Source organism: Aeromonas sp. 600282 (genome assembly GCF_049175755.1).
GTDB lineage: Bacteria > Pseudomonadota > Gammaproteobacteria > Enterobacterales > Aeromonadaceae > Aeromonas > Aeromonas veronii_A.
Genome location: NZ_JAAKVR010000008.1, coordinates 148,077 through 170,239, shown reverse-complemented (window position 1 = coordinate 170,239; position 22,163 = coordinate 148,077). Strand labels below are relative to the sequence as shown.

At 61.0% G+C, this 22,163-nt stretch carries 20 protein-coding genes; 15 read left to right on the top strand and 5 right to left on the bottom strand.

Going from position 1 to position 22,163, the window contains the following annotated elements; all coding sequences use genetic code 11:
- Positions 1 to 251: 251 nt before the first annotated feature.
- A complete protein-coding gene (locus tag G5137_RS10050; RefSeq protein ID WP_421255325.1) occupies positions 252 to 4,052 on the bottom strand; it encodes a translocation/assembly module TamB domain-containing protein in 3,801 nt (1,266 codons plus the stop codon).
- 61 nt (positions 4,053 to 4,113) lie between these two features.
- A complete protein-coding gene (locus tag G5137_RS10045) occupies positions 4,114 to 5,889 on the bottom strand; it encodes an autotransporter assembly complex protein TamA (protein WP_005334265.1) in 1,776 nt (591 codons plus the stop codon).
- Between the two features lie 514 nt (positions 5,890 to 6,403).
- Between G5137_RS10045 and G5137_RS10040 the strand changes: the two genes are divergently transcribed.
- The 10 genes from G5137_RS10040 (at position 6,404) to mltB (ending at position 16,271) form a co-directional block, all read left to right on the top strand.
- Positions 6,404 to 6,778 carry a hypothetical protein gene (locus G5137_RS10040; RefSeq protein ID WP_042052698.1) on the top strand — a complete coding sequence of 125 codons (375 nt, stop codon included), beginning with the start codon at positions 6,404 to 6,406 and terminating at the stop codon, positions 6,776 to 6,778.
- Between the two features lie 133 nt (positions 6,779 to 6,911).
- Positions 6,912 to 7,190, top strand: a complete 279-nt coding sequence (locus G5137_RS10035; RefSeq protein ID WP_040066119.1) for a peptidylprolyl isomerase — start codon at positions 6,912 to 6,914, stop codon at positions 7,188 to 7,190.
- 179 nt (positions 7,191 to 7,369) lie between these two features.
- The gene (locus G5137_RS10030) at positions 7,370 to 8,044 is read left to right on the top strand and encodes a DUF1499 domain-containing protein (RefSeq protein WP_042052697.1); all 675 of its coding nucleotides are present in this window, start codon (positions 7,370 to 7,372) and stop codon (positions 8,042 to 8,044) included.
- A gap of 25 nt (positions 8,045 to 8,069) precedes the next feature.
- Positions 8,070 to 8,651, top strand: a complete 582-nt coding sequence (locus tag G5137_RS10025) for a carboxymuconolactone decarboxylase family protein (RefSeq protein WP_042052696.1) — start codon at positions 8,070 to 8,072, stop codon at positions 8,649 to 8,651.
- The gene (locus G5137_RS10020) at positions 8,651 to 10,804 is read left to right on the top strand and encodes an FAD-dependent oxidoreductase (protein WP_421255324.1); all 2,154 of its coding nucleotides are present in this window, start codon (positions 8,651 to 8,653) and stop codon (positions 10,802 to 10,804) included. The genes G5137_RS10025 and G5137_RS10020 overlap by 1 nt, the downstream gene beginning before the upstream one ends.
- Before the next feature lie 17 nt (positions 10,805 to 10,821).
- Positions 10,822 to 12,042, top strand: a complete 1,221-nt coding sequence (locus G5137_RS10015; protein WP_421255323.1) for an ABC transporter substrate-binding protein — start codon at positions 10,822 to 10,824, stop codon at positions 12,040 to 12,042.
- A gap of 77 nt (positions 12,043 to 12,119) precedes the next feature.
- Complete coding sequence (locus tag G5137_RS10010) at positions 12,120 to 13,745, top strand: ABC transporter permease (RefSeq protein WP_421255322.1); 1,626 nt, start codon at positions 12,120 to 12,122, stop codon at positions 13,743 to 13,745.
- Positions 13,746 to 13,774: 29 nt separating this feature from the next.
- On the top strand, positions 13,775 to 14,425 hold the full coding sequence (locus G5137_RS10005) for an ATP-binding cassette domain-containing protein (RefSeq protein WP_158113229.1): 651 nt from the start codon (positions 13,775 to 13,777) through the stop codon (positions 14,423 to 14,425).
- Between the two features lie 16 nt (positions 14,426 to 14,441).
- Positions 14,442 to 15,056 carry a CDP-alcohol phosphatidyltransferase family protein gene (locus G5137_RS10000; RefSeq protein WP_421255321.1) on the top strand — a complete coding sequence of 205 codons (615 nt, stop codon included), beginning with the start codon at positions 14,442 to 14,444 and terminating at the stop codon, positions 15,054 to 15,056.
- A gap of 132 nt (positions 15,057 to 15,188) precedes the next feature.
- Entirely contained in the window at positions 15,189 to 16,271 is a 1,083-nt protein-coding gene (gene mltB, locus G5137_RS09995) for a lytic murein transglycosylase B (RefSeq protein ID WP_227340870.1), read from the top strand.
- Positions 16,272 to 16,373: 102 nt separating this feature from the next.
- Here the strand turns inward: mltB and pgm are convergent, their stop codons facing one another.
- Together pgm and seqA are read right to left on the bottom strand one after the other, a co-directional pair.
- The gene (gene pgm, locus G5137_RS09990; protein ID WP_421255320.1) at positions 16,374 to 18,038 is read right to left on the bottom strand and encodes a phosphoglucomutase (alpha-D-glucose-1,6-bisphosphate-dependent); all 1,665 of its coding nucleotides are present in this window, start codon (positions 18,036 to 18,038) and stop codon (positions 16,374 to 16,376) included.
- 58 nt (positions 18,039 to 18,096) lie between these two features.
- On the bottom strand, positions 18,097 to 18,606 hold the full coding sequence (seqA, locus tag G5137_RS09985; RefSeq protein WP_058056013.1) for a replication initiation negative regulator SeqA: 510 nt from the start codon (positions 18,604 to 18,606) through the stop codon (positions 18,097 to 18,099).
- Between the two features lie 274 nt (positions 18,607 to 18,880).
- Here seqA and G5137_RS09980 point away from each other — a divergent pair, with 274 nt between their 5' ends.
- From G5137_RS09980 to fldA, 4 genes are read left to right on the top strand one after another with little or no spacing between them, the layout of a single operon-like run.
- Complete coding sequence (locus G5137_RS09980; protein WP_421255319.1) at positions 18,881 to 19,663, top strand: alpha/beta fold hydrolase; 783 nt, start codon at positions 18,881 to 18,883, stop codon at positions 19,661 to 19,663.
- Positions 19,664 to 19,718: 55 nt separating this feature from the next.
- A complete protein-coding gene (locus G5137_RS09975) occupies positions 19,719 to 19,940 on the top strand; it encodes a DUF2788 domain-containing protein (RefSeq protein ID WP_005334296.1) in 222 nt (73 codons plus the stop codon).
- A 20-nt stretch (positions 19,941 to 19,960) separates the two neighbouring features.
- On the top strand, positions 19,961 to 20,257 hold the full coding sequence (gene ybfE, locus G5137_RS09970) for a LexA regulated protein (RefSeq protein ID WP_005334297.1): 297 nt from the start codon (positions 19,961 to 19,963) through the stop codon (positions 20,255 to 20,257).
- 39 nt (positions 20,258 to 20,296) lie between these two features.
- Positions 20,297 to 20,821, top strand: coding sequence for a flavodoxin FldA (fldA, locus tag G5137_RS09965; RefSeq protein WP_005334298.1), 525 nt, complete (start codon positions 20,297 to 20,299; stop codon positions 20,819 to 20,821).
- Positions 20,822 to 20,911: 90 nt separating this feature from the next.
- Here the strand turns inward: fldA and G5137_RS09960 are convergent, their stop codons facing one another.
- The gene (locus G5137_RS09960; protein WP_005334300.1) at positions 20,912 to 21,385 is read right to left on the bottom strand and encodes a DUF4442 domain-containing protein; all 474 of its coding nucleotides are present in this window, start codon (positions 21,383 to 21,385) and stop codon (positions 20,912 to 20,914) included.
- Positions 21,386 to 21,626: 241 nt separating this feature from the next.
- Here G5137_RS09960 and fur point away from each other — a divergent pair, with 241 nt between their 5' ends.
- On the top strand, positions 21,627 to 22,055 hold the full coding sequence (fur, locus tag G5137_RS09955) for a ferric iron uptake transcriptional regulator (protein ID WP_005334301.1): 429 nt from the start codon (positions 21,627 to 21,629) through the stop codon (positions 22,053 to 22,055).
- Positions 22,056 to 22,163 lie beyond the last annotated feature (108 nt).

Genomic DNA, 22,163 nt, shown 5'->3' with positions numbered 1-22,163 from the left:
CCGAGCGGCCAAAGGGATCAGACTGTAAATCTGACGGCTCTGCCTTCGAAGGTTCGAATCCTTCTCCCTCCACCATCATTCAGAAAACCCGGCCTAGTGCCGGGTTTTCGCATTTTTGGCCCATCGCAATTCATTCTCCCTCTGCACTGCCAACCTTTATCACGGCTTGCCCGCGGCCGATCGAGCAATACAAAACGGGAGGCCTGCGCCTCCCGTTTAGATTCATATCAGCCCTGTTACGGGATGAAGCGTTACAGAGTAAAGCGATAGAAGATATCGACCGCCTGAGCCACCCCGCTCATCGCCTGCAGATAGAGCCGTGGCAATACCTCGTAGCGCAGCTTGAACTCGGCGATGGGGCTGAAGACCCCGACCCCGTACTGGAACTGCAGGCCCGGCAGCAGATATGCAGACAGAGTCACCTGGGTGTTGTCACCACTGCCCGCCGTATCGAGGGAGACATCGCTCATCCCCAGCGACTCGCCGATGCTCGACACCACGCCGTTGGCCTGACTCACCGCGCCGGCTACCAGCAGGCCGTTGAAACCGCCATCCTCACCGCCGGTCTGCAACCCTTTGCCGCGCAGCAGATAGGAGAGCTGTTCCGACTGCGCCATCTGCGGTTCGGAGTAGACAGTGATCTCCGGCTTGCTGGCAGGGCCGGTCACCCGCACCCCGACCGTCACCTGACCTTCTATGGTATCGGGATCCCGGTTGGCCTCGATGTTGAGGAAGGGCCGATCCAGCGGACCGGAGAAGAGGATCCGCCCCTCCTTGATGATGAGGTTCTGACCATAGGCCTTGAAGCGGCCGTTGGTCAGCACCAGCTGGCCGTTGCCTGCCAGCGGTTTCTCGGGATCCTGACGGATATTGAGACCGCCGGAGACATCGGTCTTCAGTCCCATGGCATCAAGCTTCACATCGTTGCCAAGGCGGATCGCCACCTTCATCGCCAGCGGCAGACTTGCCTGCTTGGGAGCAGGGGGCAGATCGTCATAGACCACAGTCACATCGTCGGAGACCGCCACCGCCGAATCCGGCAGACTCTTGACCAGAATGCGCGCCCAGGGAATATCCACCTGACCGGTAATCCGGGTCTCCTCCCCCAGCGACACCGCGATATCGGGCGAGACTCTGACCCGGCCCATGCCCGGATATTGCGCCTCCAGATCCTTACCCTGAATGGTGAGACTGCCGCTGACCGGCATCTTGGCCCAGCTGAGCCAGCCGCCCAACGCCAGCGGCCCCTTGCCCACCAGCATGGAGCCATCGAGCTCGGCGCGGTTGCCCTCGATCTTGAGGCGGGTCACCAGCTTGGTCAGGGTCACCATGTCGGAGTGAGTCTGCACTTCACCGTCACGCAGGTTGAGCTGGCCAAACAGCAGGGGCGCCGCCAGGGTGCCGTCGAAGCGGGCATCGGCGGAGATGATCCCTTGCAGGGAGCGCACCTCAGGGATGAGCGGCGCAAAGGTATTAAGCTTGAGGTCGTCAAACTTGAGCTGACCGCCGAGCAGACCGCGACCGGCAGGCTCCCTGATCAGCAGATCGGTATCGATATTGCCGATCTGCTTGGAGGCAAAATCGAGGCGAATGGCCGCCTGCTGCCGCTCGAAATCCAGGGCCAGAGCCAGCTGCTGATAATCAGTCTTGAGACCATCTGCCACAAAAGTGCCCGGTGTGGTACGCACCACCGCATGCAGGGTCGGCTGATTGCCACGCCAGCTGGCGCGGCCATCGGCCGAGAGCATCGCCTGCCAGCGGAAGTTGTCAGGCAACCAGGGGCGCAGCCGCTTGAGATCAAACTCGCTCAGGGCAAACTCCAGAGTCCCCTGGGAAGCGGAAACCTGACTCCCCTTGACGCAGAGGCTGGCCCCCTGGGAGCCGAGGCAGAGATCCCCCATCGCCAGCCGCTGACGCGGCAGATCGAGATCCAGTGCCCAGGGGGAGCTCAAGTCCCAACGGCGCAGCGGGGTTTTCAGCCGCAACTCGGAGAGCGCCCCGCGCCAGTGATCCCCGCGCACGCCGCCACCCAGTTTGAGGTTGGCGGCAACAGGGTCACCCTTCATGGTCAGGGTCAACAGATGCTGACTGATATCGCCGCTGAGGTTCAGGGCAAGCTGGCTGAGCTTGGTATCCCCCTGTTTCAGCTGCGCCACCAACAACGCGAGCTCACCGGCCGGTTTGGCGCCGATCACCGCATTGCCCTTGAGACTAATGCCCTTCAGGTCGGTGCCGGCATAGTAGAGCCGGTCGGAGGCCAGATCCGCATCGATTTTTGGCGTCTGCTGATTGCCACTGACCTTCACCTGTCCCTTGATATCCCCTTTCAGGCCAGGATAGATGCCCCCCAGCTGGGGAGCCTGCAGGTTGGCATCGAGCCTCCACTGGGCGCTGCTGATACTGCCCTTGGCCTGCAACTGGTTGGGGCCACTTTGCAGCGAGAGCGCCGGGATCAGCCACTCCATCTTGTCGTTGCCGCTAAGCTCCCCCTTGAGGGCCAGCGGGTACTGGTTGAGTTTGCCATCCACCTTGAGCTTGGGCAGTTTCAGCTCCCAGTGGCCCGCTTCGTTCATCACGAAACGGCTCTCCAGCTCACCGGCCAGCGTCCCTTTCAGCTCGGGCAGCAGCTCGGCCGGATTGATCCCCTTGAACATGGTGGTTCCCTGCCACTCGATCCCCTTGTTCCAGGCGAGCTTGCCATCGAGCTTGAGCTCCCCCTTGAGGGCATTGAGCTGCAAGGCGATCTTGCTGAGCCGCTCCAGATCCCCCTTCCCGTCCAGCGCAAGCTTGAAGGGGGGCACATCGGTCCCCTTGCCGGAGGTATTGAGGGCAAACTGGTAGCCGGAGAGCTTGCCCTTGGCAGTCAGGCTCCCTTTGTCCAGCCGATAGCTCGGCTCATCTTTGGCAGGCTTATGAAATGGCCAGCCGAGGCTCTTCCAGTCGAGGGCCAGATCAAAAGGGAGATCCGGGTCGAGGGCGGCCAGCGAGCCCCTGAGATTGGCGGCGACCGGCCCCTTGGCCGACAACGCCAACCCCAGCTTGCCGACCGAACCGCTCAGCGCCAGCGTGGCCTGCTCCCCTTGCAGCTCGCCATCCAGCAGTCCCTTGCGGGCCTTGGCATCCAGGGTCACCGCCAGCGGGTAGTCATCACTTAGCTGAATGTGGCCATTGAGCGCCAGATCGGCCATGGCGTGGCGCAGCGAGAGCTCGCGCACCTCGATGCGATCGTCGGCAGCAGTGGCCGACAGCAGCAACCTGTCGAGCCCTTCGATCAACTCGCCCTGCTTATATTGCACCCGGGTCGCGCTGACCCCTTCCAGCTTGATGGGGAAAGGAAGATGAATGGCGGGCAGGAGAATGGGGGCAGCCTTTGCCGTATTTGCAGCTGGCGCCCCTTTGCCCTGTTTGGCTGTCTCGGCGCTGGCCTTGTCGTTGCGCGCCACCGCAGCACCGGCTTGCTTCTCGTTAGCGGCTGGCTGCTTGGCAGATTTGGCTGCGCTGGCGGGTGCCGCGTCATCCAGCGTCACCGTCAGGTTATCAAGCACCGGGCCGCGTACAATCAGCCCCTTGCGGTTGAGGGTGGCGCCGATATCGAGGGACCCCAGGGTCACGGCAACACCGGGCACCGCCAGATCGAGATCGGCCACCTTGAGGCTGTCGACCTGGATCTTGAGTGGCAGCGGGTGCCAGACAAAGGGTTCGGAAGGCTCTTCCGGCGCAGGCTCGGAGTCGGCTACCTTGACCACCGGATGGTTCACCGCCAGGGATTTTATCCAGAGCTTGCCCTGCAGCAACTTGCCCAGATCCCAGTCGAGCACGGCGCGATCCACCGTGACATCCACCAGCTCATCCTGCCAGCCGGCCCCTTCCAGGGTCCAGCCATAGCCAAGCTGACCGGCAACCAGCTCCCCCTTGAGGGAAGGCAGCGCCCCCTTGGCCTGTTGCCACAACCACTTGTTGCCCTGATGGGTAAAGCCCAGCAGGCTGACGCCGATGAGCAGCAGGAACACCAGCCCCATCAGCCAGAGAAAGATGCGTTTTAGCCAGATCACAATGCAGACCCCCGCGAAAGATACAGCCGCAGCGGCCAAAGAAAAAAGCGTTTAGACAACATCATAATTCAGGCCCCAGTGCGAAATGCAGCCGCAAGGGCTTGTCCTCCTCCGATACCCCGACCGCCAGATCCAGCCTGACCTGGCCGATGGGGGTGACCCAGCGCACACCGACGCCGGTACCTATTTTCCAAGGCTCGCTGTAATCGGTGGTTGAGGTGCCGCCATCCACAAACATGGCCCCCAGCCACTTCTCGCTGAAGCGGTAGTTGTATTCCAGACTGGCCACGCTGGTGTAGCGGCCACCGGTCAGCTTGCCATCCGGCCCGGTGGGGGAGATGCTCTCATAACCAAAGCCGCGCACTGTCTGATCGCCACCGGTAAAGAAGCGCAAGGACGGCGGCACCAGCGAGAAGCTGTCACCTATAATGGCCCCCTGCTCGGCCCGCATCAGGAATCTGTGGTTATCGCCAAGAGTTCGCAGCCACTTGCTGCGTCCCCACACCCGCATAAAGCTGATGTCGGAGCCCCATCTGGGATCGGAGAACTCCAGCGTCAGCTGCTGGCGATCCCCCCAATCGGGCACCAGAGTGCCGCGCACCCGCAGTCGGGACCAGGAGACCCCGGGGATCAGCAGCAAGCTGTTCCCCTCGTCGGCGCCCTGGGTATAGATCTCGTTCTCCAGCCGGATAAAGACGTCCCGATCCCAGCTCTCCGGCCGTCGCGTCCAGCGGTGCACACCGATGGTAGTGAGATCGGAGCGGGTATCGTTGTTGTCCTTGTACTGGTAGCCGGTCTGGATGGAGTAGTAGTCCCGCAGCGGGTTACCCACCGGGATCTGGTAGTCGAAGCTGAGCTCTGCCTCCGGCGCCGACACCTTGGCGGTGGCAAACAGACGGTGGCCATAGCGGTTGACCCAGGGCTTCTCCCAGGTGGCACTCATCCGCGGCCCTACGTCGGTGGCGTAACCGATACCTGTCTCGATTTCGTGATCGACCCGGTTATCCAGCGTCACCGCGATGGGTACCCGATAGTTGCTCGCCTCGCTCAATACCGGCTTGATATCGACCTGACGGAACAGCTTGGTGGAGGAGACATCCTGCGACATCTCGGCCAGACGGATGGCGAGATAGGGATCGCCGCTCTTGATGTTGATAAGCGGGCGAATAAGGTGAAGCGCTTCGGGAGTGGCATCGTAGCGGATCTCGCCAAAACGGTAGCGATGGCCCGATTCGAACAGAATAAAGATCTCCGCCGTCCCCTTGTCCGGGAACACCTTGACCTGACTCTTGCTCAGCTTGGCATCAAAGTAACCACGGGCCAGCCCGAGGCTGCCCAGATCCGCCTTGATGGATTCATATTTGGCGTGATTGAGGGGCTCCCCCTCTTTGAGGGGCAACTTGTCCAGCAGGGCGCTGTAAAGCTCGTCGCTGCCCGCATCCCCCTCCAGCAGAATATCGAGGCGGGAGACGATGACCGGCTCCCCCTTGTCCACCTCAATCACCACTTTGGACGGGGTTTTCTTGTCGCGACTCAGGGTGATTTTCGGCTGGTAGTAGCCATAAACCTGCAGCGCCTTTTGCACGCTCTCGGTAATTTTTGCACGGGCCGGGCGGTATTGCCGCTCCTGATAGACCGGCAGGGCATTGAGGTAGGCTTCAACGTTATCCTTGTTCTCCCCTTTCAACCCCTTGACCTGATAGGTGAGCTTGGCGGCAAACGCGGGCGAAGCCAGCAGCGACAGCAACAGGCCCACACCCAGTACCCGCAGGCCGCGGCGAAACGCAGGGCCGGACAGTGAACGCCCTGCCAGCAGGGATGAAATGCATCCTGTCAAAGGTCAATATTCCTGAATCTGTGGTGAAGGAAACCAGCGCCCTTTCGGGCCAACCCCGAATGCGGCGCAGCACGCCATGCCGTGCATGGCCGTGACACAAAAATGCGCGCCAGAAAAATGGCGAACCTTATCCTAACATAGGCATCGGCCAGCGACAGCGCGGCGCCATTGGCAAATTCACCATATCTTTTAAGAGGTTGACCACAAATCACACATTTTGCTGGCAATGACGCCGCCCGCTTTCCCGATGGAAGCGAATTGATCTGCCCTGAATAAGGCTCACCCCACCATCAGGCACCATTTGTCACCTCTCCTCCTCTCTTTGCAACCAGAAACCCACCACGACAGAGTTTGTCGGCATAGCCCCACCCTCACCGTTTAACAGGCCCGGCACACGCCAAAGCCCGCCGTAGCGGATGATTAAGAATTGCTCGTTCAGCACAATCGAATTATCCCGCTGCCTTTGCGAACGTCCCTCCCTCACACTTGAACCATCAACTGAAGGAGACACATCATGCATGCACGTAGCGAACAGATGGCTGACTATATTGCCGATCGTCTCGAGTTCATCACCTTCCTCGCCTGTTGCAGCGCCCTGCTGGCCCTGCTGACCGGCATGAGTGGCCAGCAGGCGCTGGCCTTTACCGCCCTGAACCTGCCGTTTGGCCTCGGCATTTTGCTGGCGATGGCGCTGCTGGCCCCCCTGCCCGTCCACTTGCGGCTGCCGGGCATCACCTTGCTGCTGGCAGGTTGCGCCCTGATGACCCTGCAACTGGGGGGTGAATGGCTCAATCCGCTGGCCATCTGGAGCCTCTACGCCCTGCTCGGGCTGGAGATCATCTGGCAAGCGCGCCCCCGCGCCATGCTGGCCACCCGCGCTCGCCAATAACAGGGCTGACGAGCGCCGGTAAATGGCGGGCTGTGATGGCTGACGCCGGTGGCAAATTGGGGTACTCTTGCGCCCCGATTTGCTACCACCCTTGGCGTTAACAACCTTCGCCATCACTCCCAGGAGCGCCCCGATGAAAAAAGCCTGTGCCCAGCACATTCTGGTCAAGACCGAAAAACAGTGTCTGGAGATCAAGGAGAAGATCGAGAAGGGAGCCGACTTCGGCCAGATGGCCAAGCGCTTCTCTACCTGTCCCTCAGGCAAGCGTTTTGGCGATTTGGGAGAATTTTCCAAGGGAGATATGGTGAAAGCATTTGACGATGCCGTCTTCAAGGGTGAACTGCTCAAGGTGCTGGGGCCGGTGCGCACCAAGTTCGGCTTTCATCTGATCAAAGTGCTCTATCGCAACTAAGTCATCGCAACTGACCATCTTCTCGGTGAAGCTCACCTCAGGCGGGCTTCACCGACCTCTGCATCTCCCTCGCAAAACTGACCAAAACCACGCCAAACTCTCATCAATTTACTAACGTTATCAGGTAATTAAGTTTATCCTTCTCGGCATTGTCCACATTCGACGATGGATCCCGTGCTATGCCCCGCTCTTGCTTGTGGCCCCTGCTGGCCTGGTTACTCCCGCTCGCTGGCGCCCTCGGCAGCCGCTTTCATCTCTGGCCCTGGTGGATCGGTTTTGCGATCTGTCTCGTCGGAGCCCTTGTCTCCCTGATCTTGCTGGTGCGCCTGCCCTGGAGCCGCAACCGCTTCGCCAGCGGCCTTGGCGTCTTGCCACTGCTGCTGCCGCTGACATTTGTGGCACAGGCGCTGCGCATGCCGCTGATCAACGATGTGAGCACAGATCCCTACAATCCCCCCCAGCTACGCTGGGCGGCAGAGCTCAGAACAGCGCAGGAGCTGCCAATTAATAACGCCCCGCTGAAAGCATTTGAAAGAAATCCCGGTCCTCTCTTTACCCATACCGCCCCCGAAGAGGTGGTCATCGAGGCTGAGGAGCTGATGCAGGAGCTGGGCTGGCAGGTACGACCCAGCCCGGATGGCCTGGATGCAGTGGTCACCACCGGCTGGTTCGGCTTTCAGGATGATGTGGCGCTGCGGGTCTTTGCCGGCCCCAAAGAGACTCGCATCGATATGCGATCAGCCTCCCGTCAGGGACAAAGCGATCTGGGCACCAACCGGGAGCGGATCGAGGATTTCCTGACCCGCCTGAACGAGCGGTTGGGCCAAGCCTACAAACCCAATTTGAAACCGTAAGTGTGAAACAACAAGAAGGTAACTGATGCGCGTTGAGGTCAAACCCGACCGGGAATATGCCTGGTTTATCCGCCCCTTTTTCTGGCTGCAAAAGCGCAACTATGGTCAGGTGCTTATTCCGGGCAAGTGCTGGGGCCGTTCGCCGCGCCTCTTTGCCGCCGTCGCCACCCTCTATGGCGTCATCAACCGCAAGCGCTCCCCCATCGATCCCGTGCTGCGCTCGCTGGTGACGGTGCGGGTCTCCCAGCTCAACTGGTGTCGTTTTTGCGTCGACATCAACGCCATGACCCTGGTAAAGAGAGCAGGTTCAAGCGAGAAGGTGGAGGCGCTAGCCAAGTGGCGCGAAAGCCCCTTGTTCGACGAGCGGGAGAAAGCAGTGCTCGACTACACCGAAGCGATGACTGGCCTCGATGGGGTGAGCGATGAACAGGCAGCCCGCCTCAAGCCCTGGTTCGATGACGATGCCATGGTGGAACTGACCGGCCTTATCGCCTTCCAGAACATGTCGGCCAAGTTCAACGCCGCCCTCGATATCGCGCCGCAGGGCTTCTGCCAGCTGCCGGTGCAGCCGGAACGCCCCGCCAAGCCCGACAGCAAGGACGCCTGATGAACCGGACCCGCCTGCTGCTTGCACTGGTGATGGGGGGCCTTATCGGCGCCTTTTTTGCCCTCGATCTCGGCCGTTACCTCACTCTGGACGCCTTGCAGGCCCAGCAGGCGGCAGTGGCGCAATGGGTCGACAGCCACTTTGTCTCGGCCAGCCTGCTGTTCGTGCTTATCTATGTGCTGAGCACAGCCCTCTCCCTGCCCGGCGCCAGCTTGCTCACCCTGGGTGGCAGCGCTGTGTTCGGCGTCGCCTGGGGGCTGCTGCTGGTCTCCTTCGCCAGCACCATAGGCGCGACCCTGGCCTTTCTCAGCGCCCGTTTTCTTCTGCGCGACTGGGTCACCGCCCGCTTTGGCGACAAGCTGGCCACCTTTCAGTCCGGCATGGCGAAGGAGGGGGCCTTCTATCTGCTCAGCCTGCGCCTCATCCCCATCTTCCCCTTCTTTCTGGTCAATCTGCTGATGGGGCTCACCCCCATCAGAGTCAGCACCTACTACTGGGTGAGCCAGCTTGGCATGCTGCCCGGCACCTTCGTCTATGTGCTGGCGGGCAGTGAGCTTGGCCAGTTAACCAGCACCGGCAATATCCTCTCCCCCGGCCTGATGGTCGCGTTGACCCTGCTGGGGCTGATGCCCTGGCTGGTCAAGAAATTGACCACACACCTCGCCCAACGGCGCCTGCTCGCCCCTTACCGTAAACCCGCTCGCTATGACTACAACCTGCTGGTGATCGGTGCAGGTGCAGGTGGGTTGGTCACCAGCTATATCGCGGCAGCGGTGAAGGCCAAGGTGGCGCTCATCGAGAAGCACAAGATGGGGGGCGATTGCCTCAACAGCGGCTGCGTCCCCTCCAAGGCATTGATCCGAAGCGCCCGCTTTGCCGCAGAGCAGCGTAAAGCCGACGAGCTGGGCTTTAGCCCAAGCCACTCCCGCGCCGATTTTGCCGCCGTGATGGAGCGGGTGGCTGAAGTTATCAAGGAGGTCGAGCCACACGACTCCATCGAACGCTATCAGGGGCTTGGAGTGGAGTGCATCGAAGGAGAGGCGCGGCTGGTCTCACCCTGGGAGGTAGAAGTGAACGGCCAGCGCCTTGCCAGCCGCCATATCGTCATCGCCACCGGCGCCCGGCCGCTGGTGCCCAAGCTGCCGGGGCTGGATCAGGTGCCTTACCTCACCTCGGATAGCCTCTGGCAGCTGCGCACCCCGCCGCGTCGCCTGCTGGTGCTGGGCGGTGGTCCTATCGGCTGCGAGCTGGCTCAGAGCTTCGCCCTGCTCGGCATTCCCGTGACCTTAGTGGAACTCTCGGAGCAACTGCTGCCCCGCGAAGACCGGGAGGTAGCCGACGCCCTGGCCGGCCAGATGAGCCGAGATGGCGTGCAGCTACTCACCGACTGGCGCGCCGAACGAGCCGACTATCTGCCCGCAGCCGAGGGGGATCTCCCCATCCAGCTGCAACTGCGCCGGGGCGATGAGACACAGGTGGTGGAAGGGGATCAACTGCTGCTGGCACTGGGACGGGTCGCCAATGTGAGCGGCTTCGGGCTCGAAGCGTTAGGGGTCGAGCTTGCCCCCCGCGGCACCCTAGCGGTCGATGGCTTCCTCACCACCAACTTCCCCAGCATACTGGCGGTGGGAGACGTAGCGGGCCCTTACCAGTTCACCCACTTCGCCGCCCATCAGGCCTGGTATGCGGCAGTAAATGCCCTGTTTGGCCAGTTCAAGCGCTTTCGGGCCGACTATCGGGTTATTCCGGCGGCCACCTACACCACGCCGGAGATTGCCCGGGTCGGCCTCAATCGCAAGGAAGCCGAAGCGCAGAGGATCCCCTTCGAGGCGACCCGCTTCGAGCTGGCCGAGCTGGATCGCGCCATCGCCGATGGAGAGCGCCACGGTTTTGTCGAGGTGCTGACCGTGCCGGGCAAAGATACTATCCTTGGCGCCACCATAGTAGGCACTCACGCCGGTGAACGGATCGCCGAATTTGTGCTCGCCATGCGTCACCGCCTCGGCCTAGGCAAGATCCTCGGCACCATTCACGCCTACCCCACCCTGATGGAGGGGAACAAATACGTGGCGGGTGAATGGAAACGGGCCCACCAGCCTACCCGGGGGCTGGCGTTGCTGGCCCGTTATCACCGCTGGCGCCGTGGCGCCTGACAATCAGGGAAACGTTTATGCTCAAGCCATTCTCACAACTCTGCTCACACCTCAACTCACACTGCAGATCTCGGCTCAAACAGCGGCTAAACGCCCTGCTGTGCGCCCTGCCACTGCTGGCCAGCGGCCCGCTGTTAGCCAGCCCTGATGACAACTGGCAACGGACCCTTGAGGAGGCGAAGGGACAGACCGTCTACTTCAACGCCTGGGGCGGCAGCCCGGAGATCAACGCCTATCTGGTGTGGGCCGGGCAGGAGCTGGCGCGCGACTATCAGGTCAAACTGGTGCAGGTGAAGGTGGATGACATTGCCCAGAGCGTCAGCCAGTTGCTGGCCAACAAGCAGGCGGGCAAGCAAGCTGGCGGCCCCATCGATCTGCTCTGGGTCAACGGCGAGAACTTCAAGGCGCTCAAGGAGCAGGGGCTGCTCGGCGCTCCCTTTACCGCCGAGCTGCCCAACATGGCGCATGTAGATAGCACTCTGCCGGTGAGTGAGGACTTCACCCTGCCGGTGGAAGGGCTTGAAGCCCCCTGGGGCATTGGCCAGCTCAATCTGATGGTCGACACCGAGGAGGTCGCCAGAGCGCCCACCTCGGCAACAGCCCTGCTGGCGTGGGTCAAGGCCCATCCCGGTCGCTTCACCTATCCCAAGCCGCCCCAGTTCCATGGCTCCAGTTTTCTCAAGCAGATCCTGCTGGAGTTGACGCCAGACCCGGCCCCCCTCTATCGGGAAGCGACCGAGAGCGAGTTTACCCAACTCACCGCCCCGCTCTGGGCCTGGCTCGATGAGCTGCATCCGGCACTCTGGCGCAAGGGAAAACTGTTCCCTACCAGCGCTGCCGAGACCCGCCAACTGCTCGATGATGGCGAACTGGCCATGGCTATCAGCTTCAATCCGCAGGAGGCGCAGAGCGCTGCCCAGATTGGCGCCCTGCCCCCCAGTGTGGAAGCGGTCGCCATGGAGAAAGGGGCGCTCACCAACAGCCATTTTCTCGCCATCCCCTTCAACGCCAGTGCCCGTGCGGGTGCCAAGGTGGTGGCCAACTTCCTGCTGAGCCCGGCGGCGCAGGCACGAAAAGCCAATCCGGCCTTCTGGGGTGATCCCAGCGTGCTGCGGGCCGATGCCCTGCCTGACTCCGCCAAGGGGCAACCGGCACTGCGCTTCAAAGCGGTGGCCGAGCCTCACCCCAGCTGGCAGCTCAAGCTGGAAGCGGCCTGGGCCGAGCGTTACGGCCACTGATGAGTGCCACTGGTCACCCGCTTTCCCGCTCCCGACCGTGGCGCCGGTTGACACGCCACCCCAGTATGAATGTGGGGATGGCGGTCATTTATCTGGCGATCTTCGTCATCCCATTGCTGGCGGGACTGTGGCAACTGCTGGCGGAGGGGATGACCGCCTCTCATCTTGCCTTGCTGCTGGCCCAGCCTGGCCTATGGCACTCAGCAGCGCTGAGTCTGTGGATTGGCACCGCCTCCACCCTCGGCAGCCTGCTGATGACCGCCCTGCTGCTGGCCCACAGCGACAGTCGCGCTTTCGGCCTGCTCCGCCGCCTGCTCTCGCCCATGCTGGCCATGCCCCACGTCGCCTTTGCCATCGGTTTTGCCTTTCTGCTCGCCCCCTCCGGCTGGCTGCTGCGGCTCGTCTCGCCAGCTCTGACGGGTTTTGATTTCCCCCCCGACTGGCAGACCATTCGCGACCCTCTGGGGCTTGGGCTGATTGCACTGCTCGTTTTCAAGGAGACCCCCTTTTTGCTGCTGATGGCGATGGCCGCACAGCAACCCATCCAGCTGGCACGCCAGCAGTGGCTGGGAGCAAGCCTCGGTTTCAGTGCCCCCCAGATCTGGTGGCGCCTGCTGCTGCCCGCCCTCTGGCCTGCCCTGCGCCTGCCCATCTATGCGGTGGCAGCCTATGGAGTGGCGGTGGTGGATCTCGCCCAGCTGCTCGGGCCCGATGCCCCCGCCCCGCTGGTGGTGCGGTTGTGGCTCTGGTATCAGGACCCGGACCTGCTCTGGCGCGGCGCCACCGCCAGCGGCGCCCTGCTGCTGCTCGCCATCACGGCGCTGCTCATCGCCCTGCTCAGATTACTGGAGTGGCTTCATAAAGAGGTGGGCAAAGGCTGCTGGCTCAATGGCAAACGGGCGGCGCCCCACTCCTTTGCCAACCGGCTCGCAGCAGGCTTTGCATTGACCCTGATCACCCTCAATCTGGTGGTGCTGGCGGCCCTGCTACTCTGGTCACTGGCGCGCCGATGGCCCTTTCCCGCCCTCTGGCCCAGCCAATGGAGCGGTCACTACTGGCTGGATCTGCTGCCAACCCTGCTGCCGCTGCTGACAACCAGCGCGCTGCTGGCGCTGGCGAGCGGCTTGCTGGCACTGGGAATGGCGGTGTGCAGTCTGGAGGCACAAGCCGGCCGCCGCCCCTGGCCGCTCTGGCTTATCTGCCTGCCGCTGTTGCTGCCACAGGCGAGCCTGCTGTTTGGTATCCGGCTCGGGCTGGACTGGCTTGCACATGACTCGATAAGCAGCATTGGCTGGGGCTGGGTGCTCTGGAGCCAGCTGCTGTTTGTCTTTCCCTATGTCTATCTCTGCCTGCACGGTCCCTATCGCCAGTTCGATCCTCGGATCACCCAAAGCGCTCTGCTGCTGGGGGCTACGCCATGGCGAGCCTGGTGGCAGGTGAAAGCGCCGCTGCTGGCGCGCCCGCTGCTGTTTGCCTTCGGCGTCGGGGCGGCGGTGAGTTTGGCCCAATACCTGCCGACCCTGCTGTTTGGCGCTGGCAGAGTGGTCACCATCACCACCGAAGCGGTGGCCATCGGCAGCGGCCTCAACCGGCGGCTGGCGGGGCTCTACGGCCTGCTGCAACTGCTGCTGCCGCTCGTTATCTACCTGCTGGCACTCTGGCTGCCAGCGCGGATCAATCCGGCGCTCAAGGGGGGCGGCTGACGATGAACTCTCATAATGGAAACAACCATATGCTGAGCACCACGCCTCTTCGACTTTACCTTGATGAAAATCTGCTGCTTTCGCTGCCCCCCCTGCAGGTGGCCCCCGGCGAGGTATTGACCCTGATGGGGCCAAGCGGCTGCGGCAAAAGCTCCCTGCTGGCGGGGCTGGCCGGGGTACTACCGAGCGCGCAGACAGAAAATGGCCCGATCCGGCTGGAGGGGGAGATAAGGCTCGGCGAGCGGCCACTCAACACCTTGCCTGCGCAAGCGCGGCGCATCGGCATGCTGTTTCAGGATGACCTGCTGTTCGACCATCTGACAGTGGCGGAGAACCTGATGTTCGGCATGCCTGCGATCATCAAGGGAAAACGTGCGCGGCGGGAAAAGGCGCTGACCGCATTGGCACAGGTCGCACTGGCGGATCAGGCTGACAAGCTGCCACAACTGTTGTCAGGGGGTCAGCGAGCGCGGGTCAGTCTGCTGCGGGCGCTGTTGGCGGAACCCGACGCCCTGCTGCTGGACGAGCCCTTCTCCCGCCTCGACAAGCCGCTGCGGACCGCCTTTCGCGAGCTGGTGTTCGCGCAGATCAAGGCGCTGGCCATCCCCGCCATCCTGGTGACCCACGATGCGGAAGACGCACCGGGCACCATACTCAACCTCACCGAATGCCACTGTTAACCGAGGAGTGTTCACCTTGTTTGATCGCCATCTGATCCCCGTGATCCGCAGCCCCCTCACCCAGCTTGCCAAACCGCTCTGCCGCGCCGGGCTCAGTGCCAATCAGGTGAGCCTCACCGGCTTTGCCATCGGCATGTTGGCGCTGCCGCTACTGGCCTTTGGCTGCTATCAATGGGCGCTCGCAGCCATTCTGCTCAACCGGCTGCTGGACGGGCTCGATGGCGCCGTGGCGCGGGAAACCGGCATCACCGATTGCGGTGGCTTTCTCGACATCACCCTCGACTTTATTTTCTACGCCGCCGTGGTGCTGGGCTTTGCCCTCGCCGCCCCCGCCAATGCGCTGCCCGCCGCCACCCTGCTGTTTGCCTTTATGGGCACCGGCTCGAGCTTTCTGGCGTTTGCCATCATGGCGGGCAAGCGGGGCATCGACAATCCGGTCTACCACCACAAATCCCTCTACTATCTGGGCGGCCTCACCGAGGGGAGCGAGACCATCGCCCTCTTTGTGCTGATGTGCCTGTGGCCCGCCGCCTTCGCCCCGCTCGCCTACGGCTTTGCCCTGCTCTGCGCCATCACCACCCTGACCCGACTCTGGAGCGGCTACCACACTCTACGTCCCCCCCAGCCATAAACAGCACAGCCCTCACCGGAGGGCTAATCCATCGCACGATGAATTGGCGGCAAACAAGGCACACGGAACACTTGCACGGGGATGACAATGTTTTACCATGACGGCACTTTTATCAGTCTCTTTGAGAACCCTATGCGTCGCCTTGCCTCTCTTCTCACTCTGTCGTTATTCCCCCTGCTCGGTGGCTGCAGCAGCGCCCCCGCGCCAAAGCCCGTGGTCGTCCCCCAACCCAAGAGCGCCTTTATCAATCAGGCGCCATCCAGCAAACCCGTTTATACACAAGGGGTTAGCAAGGGGGACTTCGCCAATCGCCCCAACGTGGACCGGTTCGTCCAGAAAATGGTCGAGAAGCACGGTTTTGACAACGCCCAGCTGCATCAGGTGCTGGCACAGGCAGAGCGTTACGACTGGATCATCCGCCTGATGGATGCCCAGGCACCGACCACCGCCAAGCCCACTGGCCCGACCGGCGCCTGGAACCGCTATCGCGCCAAGTTCATCACCCCCGACAACGTACAGAACGGCGTCAACTTCTGGCGTGAATACGCAAGCGAGCTGAACCGGGCGGAGCAGATCTACGGGGTGCCGCCGGAGATCATCGTCGGCATTATCGGGGTCGAGACCCGCTGGGGCCGGGTTATGGGCAAGACCCGCATTCTGGATGCACTGGCCACCCTGGCGTTTGATTACCCGCGCCGCGCCGAATTCTTCACGAGCGAATTGGAAGCCTTCCTGGTGATGACCCGCGATGAGGGGATGGATCCCACCGAACCCAAGGGCTCCTATGCAGGCGCCATGGGCTACGGCCAGTTTATGCCCTCCAGCTTCCAGCGCTATGCGGTGGACTTTGACGGCAACGGCCACACCAACCTGTGGGATCCGGTAGATGCCATCGGCAGCGTCGCCAACTACTTCAAAGCCCACGGCTGGGAGAAAGGCCAACCGGTAGCGGTGCGCGGTCAGGGCCAGCTGCCCGGCTATGAGCATGGCTTCCAGACCCGCTACCCGGTCGCCACCCTGCGCCGCGCAGGGCTCACCCCCACCAGCACCCTCGGCAACCACAGCGAAGCGAGCCTGCTGCGCCTCGATGTGGGCACCGGCTACCAATACTGGTACGGTCTGCCCAACTTCTACACCATCACCCGCTATAACCACAGCACCCACTACGCCATGGCGGTATGGCAGTTGGGGCTGGCGGTGAAGGCGGCGCGCTGACAACTCGCTGGCATAAAACAGACAATGAAAAAGGAGCCATTATGGCTCCTTTGTTATATCCAACGTTCCACCCCATTAAGGGCTCAAGGATGGCTACCTGATTTAGACACCTGCCTTGGCCAGCGCAGCAGAGACGATCTGCTGGGCTTCCTGCTGGATGAGGTCGAGGTGCGCATCGCCCTTGAAGCTCTCCATATAGATCTTGTAGATGGACTCGGTGCCGGAGGGGCGCGCCGCGAACCAGCCGTTCTCGGTGACAACCTTGAGACCACCGATGGCGGCATCGTTGCCCGGCGCCTTGGTCAGCTTGGCGATGATGGGCTCACCGGCAAGCGTTGAGGCTTCCACCAGTGCCGGATCCAGCTTGGAGAGCACCGCTTTCTGGGCGCTGTTGGCCGGGGCGTCGATACGGCGATAGCTGGAGCGGCCAAACTTGGCTTCCAGTGCATCGTAATGAGCCTGCGGGTCCTTGCCGGTCACCGCCAGAATTTCCGCCGCCAGCAGCGCCAGAATGAAACCATCCTTGTCGGTGGTCCAGACGGTACCATCTTTGCGCAGGAAGGAGGCGCCCGCGCTCTCCTCGCCGCCAAAGCCGAACTCGCCGCTGTAGAGGCCATCCACGAACCACTTGAAGCCGACCGGCACTTCTTTCAGGGTGCGGCCAATCTCGCCGGCAACCCGGTCAATCATGGACGAGGAGACCAGCGTCTTGCCGACGGCTGCATCGGCAGACCAGCCGGTGCGATGGGTAAACAGATACTGGATCGCCACCGCCAGATAGTGGTTCGGGTTCATCAGGCCGGACTTGGTGACGATGCCGTGACGGTCGTAGTCAGGATCGTTGCCAAGGGCGATGTCGAACTTGTCTTTGAGGGCAATCAGGCTCGCCATGGCGAACGGGCTGGAGCAGTCCATCCGGATCTTGCCGTCTTTATCCAGGGTCATGAAGGAGAAGGTCGGGTCGACCTTGTAGTTCACCACCTCGATGTTCAGGTCATAGGTCTTGGCGATGACGTCCCAGTAGGCGACGCCGGAGCCACCCAGCGGATCGACACCGATCTTGATGCCTGCGTTCTTGATGGCGTCCATGTCCAGCACGTTCTTCAGATCATCCACATAGGGGGTGACATAGTCGTGCAGGGCCACGAACGGGCTCTTGAGCGCCTCGGCGAACGGCATCCGTTTCACACCGGCCAGACCCGCTTCCAGAATGGCGTTGGCGCGATCCTCCACCCACTTGGTGATCTCCCCTTCGGCGGGGCCACCGTGGGGCGGGTTGTACTTGAAGCCACCATCTTCCGGCGGGTTGTGAGACGGGGTGATCACCACACCGTCAGCGCGGGCAGCAGGCTTGCTGGCCCCTTCTTTGCCAGAGTTGTAGCGCAGGATGGCGTGAGAGATGACCGGGGTCGGGGTAAAGCCGAGGCCAGCCTGAATGCGGGTTTCAACGCCGTTGGCGGCCAGCACTTCGACGGCGCTGGCAAAGGCGGATTCGGACAGGGCGTGAGTATCCATGCCCACAAACAGCGGGCCAGTGATGCCGGCCTGCTGGCGATACTCCACCAGGGCCTGAGTCACCGCCAGAATATGGGATTCGGTAAAGGCACTGTGCAGGGCGCTGCCGCGGTGGCCTGAGGTACCGAAGGCAACTCGCTGCTCGGGGCGGCTCATGTCCGGCTTGTTGAGGTAGTAGGCGCTGACCAGACGGGGAATATTGGTCAGGTCGCTTAAACGGGCCGGCTGACCGGCGTGGGAATGCTGAGCCATGGCGTTTTCCTTGCGTAATGGCGGCCTTGCCGGGCAAGGCCTGAGTCTTGAAGAATCGTTAAATTGCGCCACACACTTGCGCGATCACCTCTTCGCCATAGCCCATGCTGGCCATCAGCTGGGCCACCATGTTCTGCTTGCGGCTGGTGTTGGTGTTGGTGATCACCCAGAACGGGGTCTCCGGTACCGGCTTGGGCTTGGTGGTGCTGCCACTGGCACGCAGAGCCTCGGGATCCTGCGAGAAATAGACGCGCTTGCGCCCCTTGATTTCGGTGGCTTGGGTAAACCCGACCGGATCGTCCCGGTAGAGGGTACTGAGCACCTGCATGAAGCGGTTGATGGACTTCTCTTCCTTTTGCAGCTCACCGGAATCGAGCAGGGCTTGCAGCCCTTGTTGGGTGGCTACCGCACTGGGCTGCGCGACGGCAACGGGCTCGGCAACCGGCACACCTTGGTGAGCAGGCTGTTCCAGCAGACGGCGCAGGATATCGGAGGCACTCTCACCAATGTGCCGGGTCTGGCTGGCGATATAGAAGTAGAGATCGTCATCAAGCTCGATGGTTTTCATAGGGATGCGCTGGACTCGTCGAAATTCGGATGCGGCGATTATACATAGGCAAACCCGACAGCCCAAGCAAGGGGCTGGCAGATGTACATGAATCTCATCGAGAATACGGCATAATAGCGGGCCAAGTGTGTGATCAGCCGCACTGATAGCCGATCCGGACGGGATTTTTTAGAAAAAAAACCACATAAAATCCCAATCCATTGGACGAAATCCTTTTCTTTCCAGTGCGTTAAATAAAACAGCGATACGCACCCACGACCGACAAGGTGTCATTTTGCAACAAAACAGCATATTGAACTTCAAGGAACAGGGTCAGGGCCCGGCGGTCATTCTGATCCACGGCCTGTTTGGCAGCCTCGACAACCTCGGCCTGCTGGCCCGTGCCCTCGGCGAACACTATCGGGTGGTCAGCGTCGATCTGCGCAACCACGGAGCCTCCTTTCATAGCAGCGAGATGAGCTATCCGGCGCAAGCGGCCGACATCCTGACCCTGATGGATCGGCTGGAGATTGCCGAAGCCACCCTGATTGGCCACTCGATGGGTGGCAAGGTGGCGATGCAGGTCGCCAAGCTGGCGCCAGAGCGGGTGACCAAACTGGTGGTGGCCGACATGGCGCCGGTCGCCTATCCCCACTCCCGCCACCAGAATGTCTTTGCCGGACTCAACGCCACACGACGCACGCCGCCGCAAAGCCGCAGTGAAGCAGAAGCCATGCTGGCGCAGCATATCGAGATCGCCGGGGTACGCCAGTTCCTGCTCAAATCGTTCGCCAGAGGCGAGCATGGCTGGGGATGGCGCTTCAATGTGCCCGCCCTTGAGCAAAACTACGCCAACATCATGGGCTGGCCAGAGGATGAACGCCGCTTCGAGGGGCCGGTGCTCTTTATCAAAGGGGGGGATTCTGACTATATGCAGCCGCAATACAGCGAGACGGCACTGGCCCAATTCCCGGCGGCAAAGGTGCGTGTCATCGCGGGTACCGGCCACTGGCTGCATGCGGAAAAACCGGCTCTGTTCAACAAATTGGTTGTGGATTTCCTGTCGACAGGCGGTTAACAGTTTCAAATCCTTTGTGATATAGTGCGCCCGTCATAAGGAGTGTGCGCAATCCATGCTAAGTGAACATATCGACCTGATCGAAAGTTTGGGCCTCAAGTTATTCTTTGTGGCCATTTTCATATTGATTGGCCTGGCCATTCAGGACGTGCTCAAGCGCGGCAACGTGCCCCGTTTCGGTCGTTTTATCGTCTGGTTGGTACTGTTTCTGGGTTGTGCGGGTTTTGTCGCCAAGGGGCTGATCGAACTGGGCTGGGAAGGCTCAGGACTCGGCTAACTTATTTTCATCTGTGATGTATGGCCAAACAGCAAACTGATCGAACAACACTGGATCTGTTCGCAAATGAGAAGCGCCCCGGCAGGCCAAAGACCAATCCACTCCCCCGCGAGACCCAGCTCAAGATCAACAAGCGTAACCAGCTTAAGCGCGATCGGGAAAATGGGCTGAAGCGGGTAGAGTTAAAGGTGGAGGCCGAGTTGCTGGAGCGCCTGAACCAACTTGCGTTACAACAGAACATCAGCCGAGCCGAGCTGATCCAATCTATCCTGAAACAACAGATTGAGTCCGCCTTTGCGGTGGACATTGCAGTCTGAGCGTTGAGCATTAACACCAAATACGGGTAACTAAACACTATGGCAAGTGTAGGTCTGTTTTTTGGCAGCGATACCGGTAACACCGAAGCTGTCGCCAAGATGATCCAGAAAGAGCTGGGCAAAAACCTGATTGAAGTCCGTGACATCGCCAAGAGCAGCAAGGCCGACATCGAGAGCTTTGATCTGCTGATGTTCGGCATCCCGACTTGGTACTACGGCGAAGCCCAGGCCGACTGGGACGACTTCTTCCCCGATCTGGGCGAAATCGACTTCACCAACAAGCTGGTCGCCATCTTCGGTTGCGGTGATCAGGAAGACTATTCCGAGTACTTCCTCGACGCCATGGGCACCCTGCGCGACATCGTCGAAGCCAAAGGCGCCATCATCATCGGTCACTGGCCGACTGCCGGCTACGAGTTCGAAGCCTCCAAGGCACTGGTCGATGACAAGCACTTTGTCGGTCTGGGTATCGATGAAGATCGCCAGCCGGAGCTGACCGCCGAGCGCGTCAAGGGCTGGTGCAAGCAGCTGCACGAAGAGATGTGCCTGGGCGAGCTGGAGTAATCCGCTTCCCCTCATACCTCTGACAACAAGGGCCCCGACGGGGCCCTTGTTGTATCTGCAAGTGGCGATGCTTGCCTTTATTCTCCCTTGTTATTCACCTCTGTGCTCCGGTTTGGCTCGCACATAGAGGGTGCGCTTGACCTGCGCCACCAGCTCGCCGCTCTTGTCCTGTACCGTGACCTCGAATTCGGGGAAGTGCTTGTTGCCACCTTCAGTCGCCGCCACGATTTCGGCCAGCTTGCCCTCGGTCAGGTTGAACTCGGCCACCAGCTTGCCCTTGCCCGGCTTGATATAGTTGATGCTGCCCGCCTTGTCCCAGACGTAGTAGCGATTCTTGAAGTAGCCCATCAGCATCAGAGGATAGATGGGGTCAGTCATGGCAAACATGCTGCCGCCAAACTGGGTGCGGTTGGCATTCTTGTTCCACCAGCGGGATTTCAGGGTAACCCGACAGTAGCGAAAGTCATCGCTCAGGGTCTCTATCTTGATACCGGCGCCCCAGAAAGGGGGCCAGGCGTTGAGTGCGCGGCGCACCCAGGCCGCATTGTCAAAAAGCCAATCCATGGATCTCATCCGACCAGAATATGAAAGTTACATCTTATCAACATCTGCCATGCCAGCAAGTCGGACGACACGATTGATTATTTCAATCCAACCGGCCATTTATGGCTAAACCCCTTGAATTGCTGGGTTTATTTTTAGGGAGGCTACGACCTATAATGACAGGCCAAGCGAGTTCAAGGTTGCCATTCCTGCGGCAGTCCATCAGAATAACCCCACCTTCGAGAATGCGAATAAGTAGAATATGGCAGACAACAACCAAGCGTTAAAAAAGGCCGGGCTCAAGATCACCTTGCCCCGGGTCAAAATCCTGGAAATCCTGCAACAGCCGGACTGCCAGCACACCAGCGCCGAAGATCTCTATAAACGACTGATCGACCTGGGTGAAGAGATTGGTCTCGCTACCGTCTATCGCGTTCTCAACCAGTTTGATGATGCCGGTATCGTTACCCGTCACCACTTCGAAGGTGGCAAGTCGGTATTCGAGCTGGCCACTCAGGAGCACCACGACCACCTGGTTTGCCTTGACTGCGGCAAGGTGATCGAGTTCTCCGACGAAGTGATCGAACAGCGCCAGCGCGAGATCGCCAAGAAATTCAATATCCGTCTCACCAACCACAGCCTCTACCTCTACGGTCACTGTGCAACAGGTGAGTGCAAGCACGACGAATAAGTCGCCCGTGACTTGCAGATAACGGACAATAAAAAGCCAGCATCAGCTGGCTTTTTATTGTCCGGCGCAGGCCGTTGGCATCGCACAGGGCAGGGTCTCCCCTGCCCC

What these genes read in the sequence shown, in the direction of transcription:
- G5137_RS10040 (WP_042052698.1), top strand. Translation starts at nt 6,404, where the DNA reads ATGCATGCACGTAGCGAACAGATGGCTGACTATATTGCCGATCGTCTC.
- G5137_RS10035 (WP_040066119.1), top strand. Translation starts at nt 6,912, where the DNA reads ATGAAAAAAGCCTGTGCCCAGCACATTCTGGTCAAGACCGAAAAACAG.
- G5137_RS10030 (WP_042052697.1), top strand. Translation starts at nt 7,370, where the DNA reads ATGCCCCGCTCTTGCTTGTGGCCCCTGCTGGCCTGGTTACTCCCGCTC.
- G5137_RS10025 (WP_042052696.1), top strand. Translation starts at nt 8,070, where the DNA reads ATGCGCGTTGAGGTCAAACCCGACCGGGAATATGCCTGGTTTATCCGC.
- G5137_RS10020 (WP_421255324.1), top strand. Translation starts at nt 8,651, where the DNA reads ATGAACCGGACCCGCCTGCTGCTTGCACTGGTGATGGGGGGCCTTATC.
- G5137_RS10015 (WP_421255323.1), top strand. Translation starts at nt 10,822, where the DNA reads ATGCTCAAGCCATTCTCACAACTCTGCTCACACCTCAACTCACACTGC.
- G5137_RS10010 (WP_421255322.1), top strand. Translation starts at nt 12,120, where the DNA reads ATGGCGGTCATTTATCTGGCGATCTTCGTCATCCCATTGCTGGCGGGA.
- G5137_RS10005 (WP_158113229.1), top strand. Translation starts at nt 13,775, where the DNA reads ATGCTGAGCACCACGCCTCTTCGACTTTACCTTGATGAAAATCTGCTG.
- mltB (WP_227340870.1), top strand. Translation starts at nt 15,189, where the DNA reads ATGCGTCGCCTTGCCTCTCTTCTCACTCTGTCGTTATTCCCCCTGCTC.
- pgm (WP_421255320.1), bottom strand. Translation starts at nt 18,038, where the DNA reads ATGGCTCAGCATTCCCACGCCGGTCAGCCGGCCCGTTTAAGCGACCTG.
- seqA (WP_058056013.1), bottom strand. Translation starts at nt 18,606, where the DNA reads ATGAAAACCATCGAGCTTGATGACGATCTCTACTTCTATATCGCCAGC.
- G5137_RS09975 (WP_005334296.1), top strand. Translation starts at nt 19,719, where the DNA reads ATGCTAAGTGAACATATCGACCTGATCGAAAGTTTGGGCCTCAAGTTA.
- ybfE (WP_005334297.1), top strand. Translation starts at nt 19,961, where the DNA reads ATGGCCAAACAGCAAACTGATCGAACAACACTGGATCTGTTCGCAAAT.
- fldA (WP_005334298.1), top strand. Translation starts at nt 20,297, where the DNA reads ATGGCAAGTGTAGGTCTGTTTTTTGGCAGCGATACCGGTAACACCGAA.
- G5137_RS09960 (WP_005334300.1), bottom strand. Translation starts at nt 21,385, where the DNA reads ATGGATTGGCTTTTTGACAATGCGGCCTGGGTGCGCCGCGCACTCAAC.
- fur (WP_005334301.1), top strand. Translation starts at nt 21,627, where the DNA reads ATGGCAGACAACAACCAAGCGTTAAAAAAGGCCGGGCTCAAGATCACC.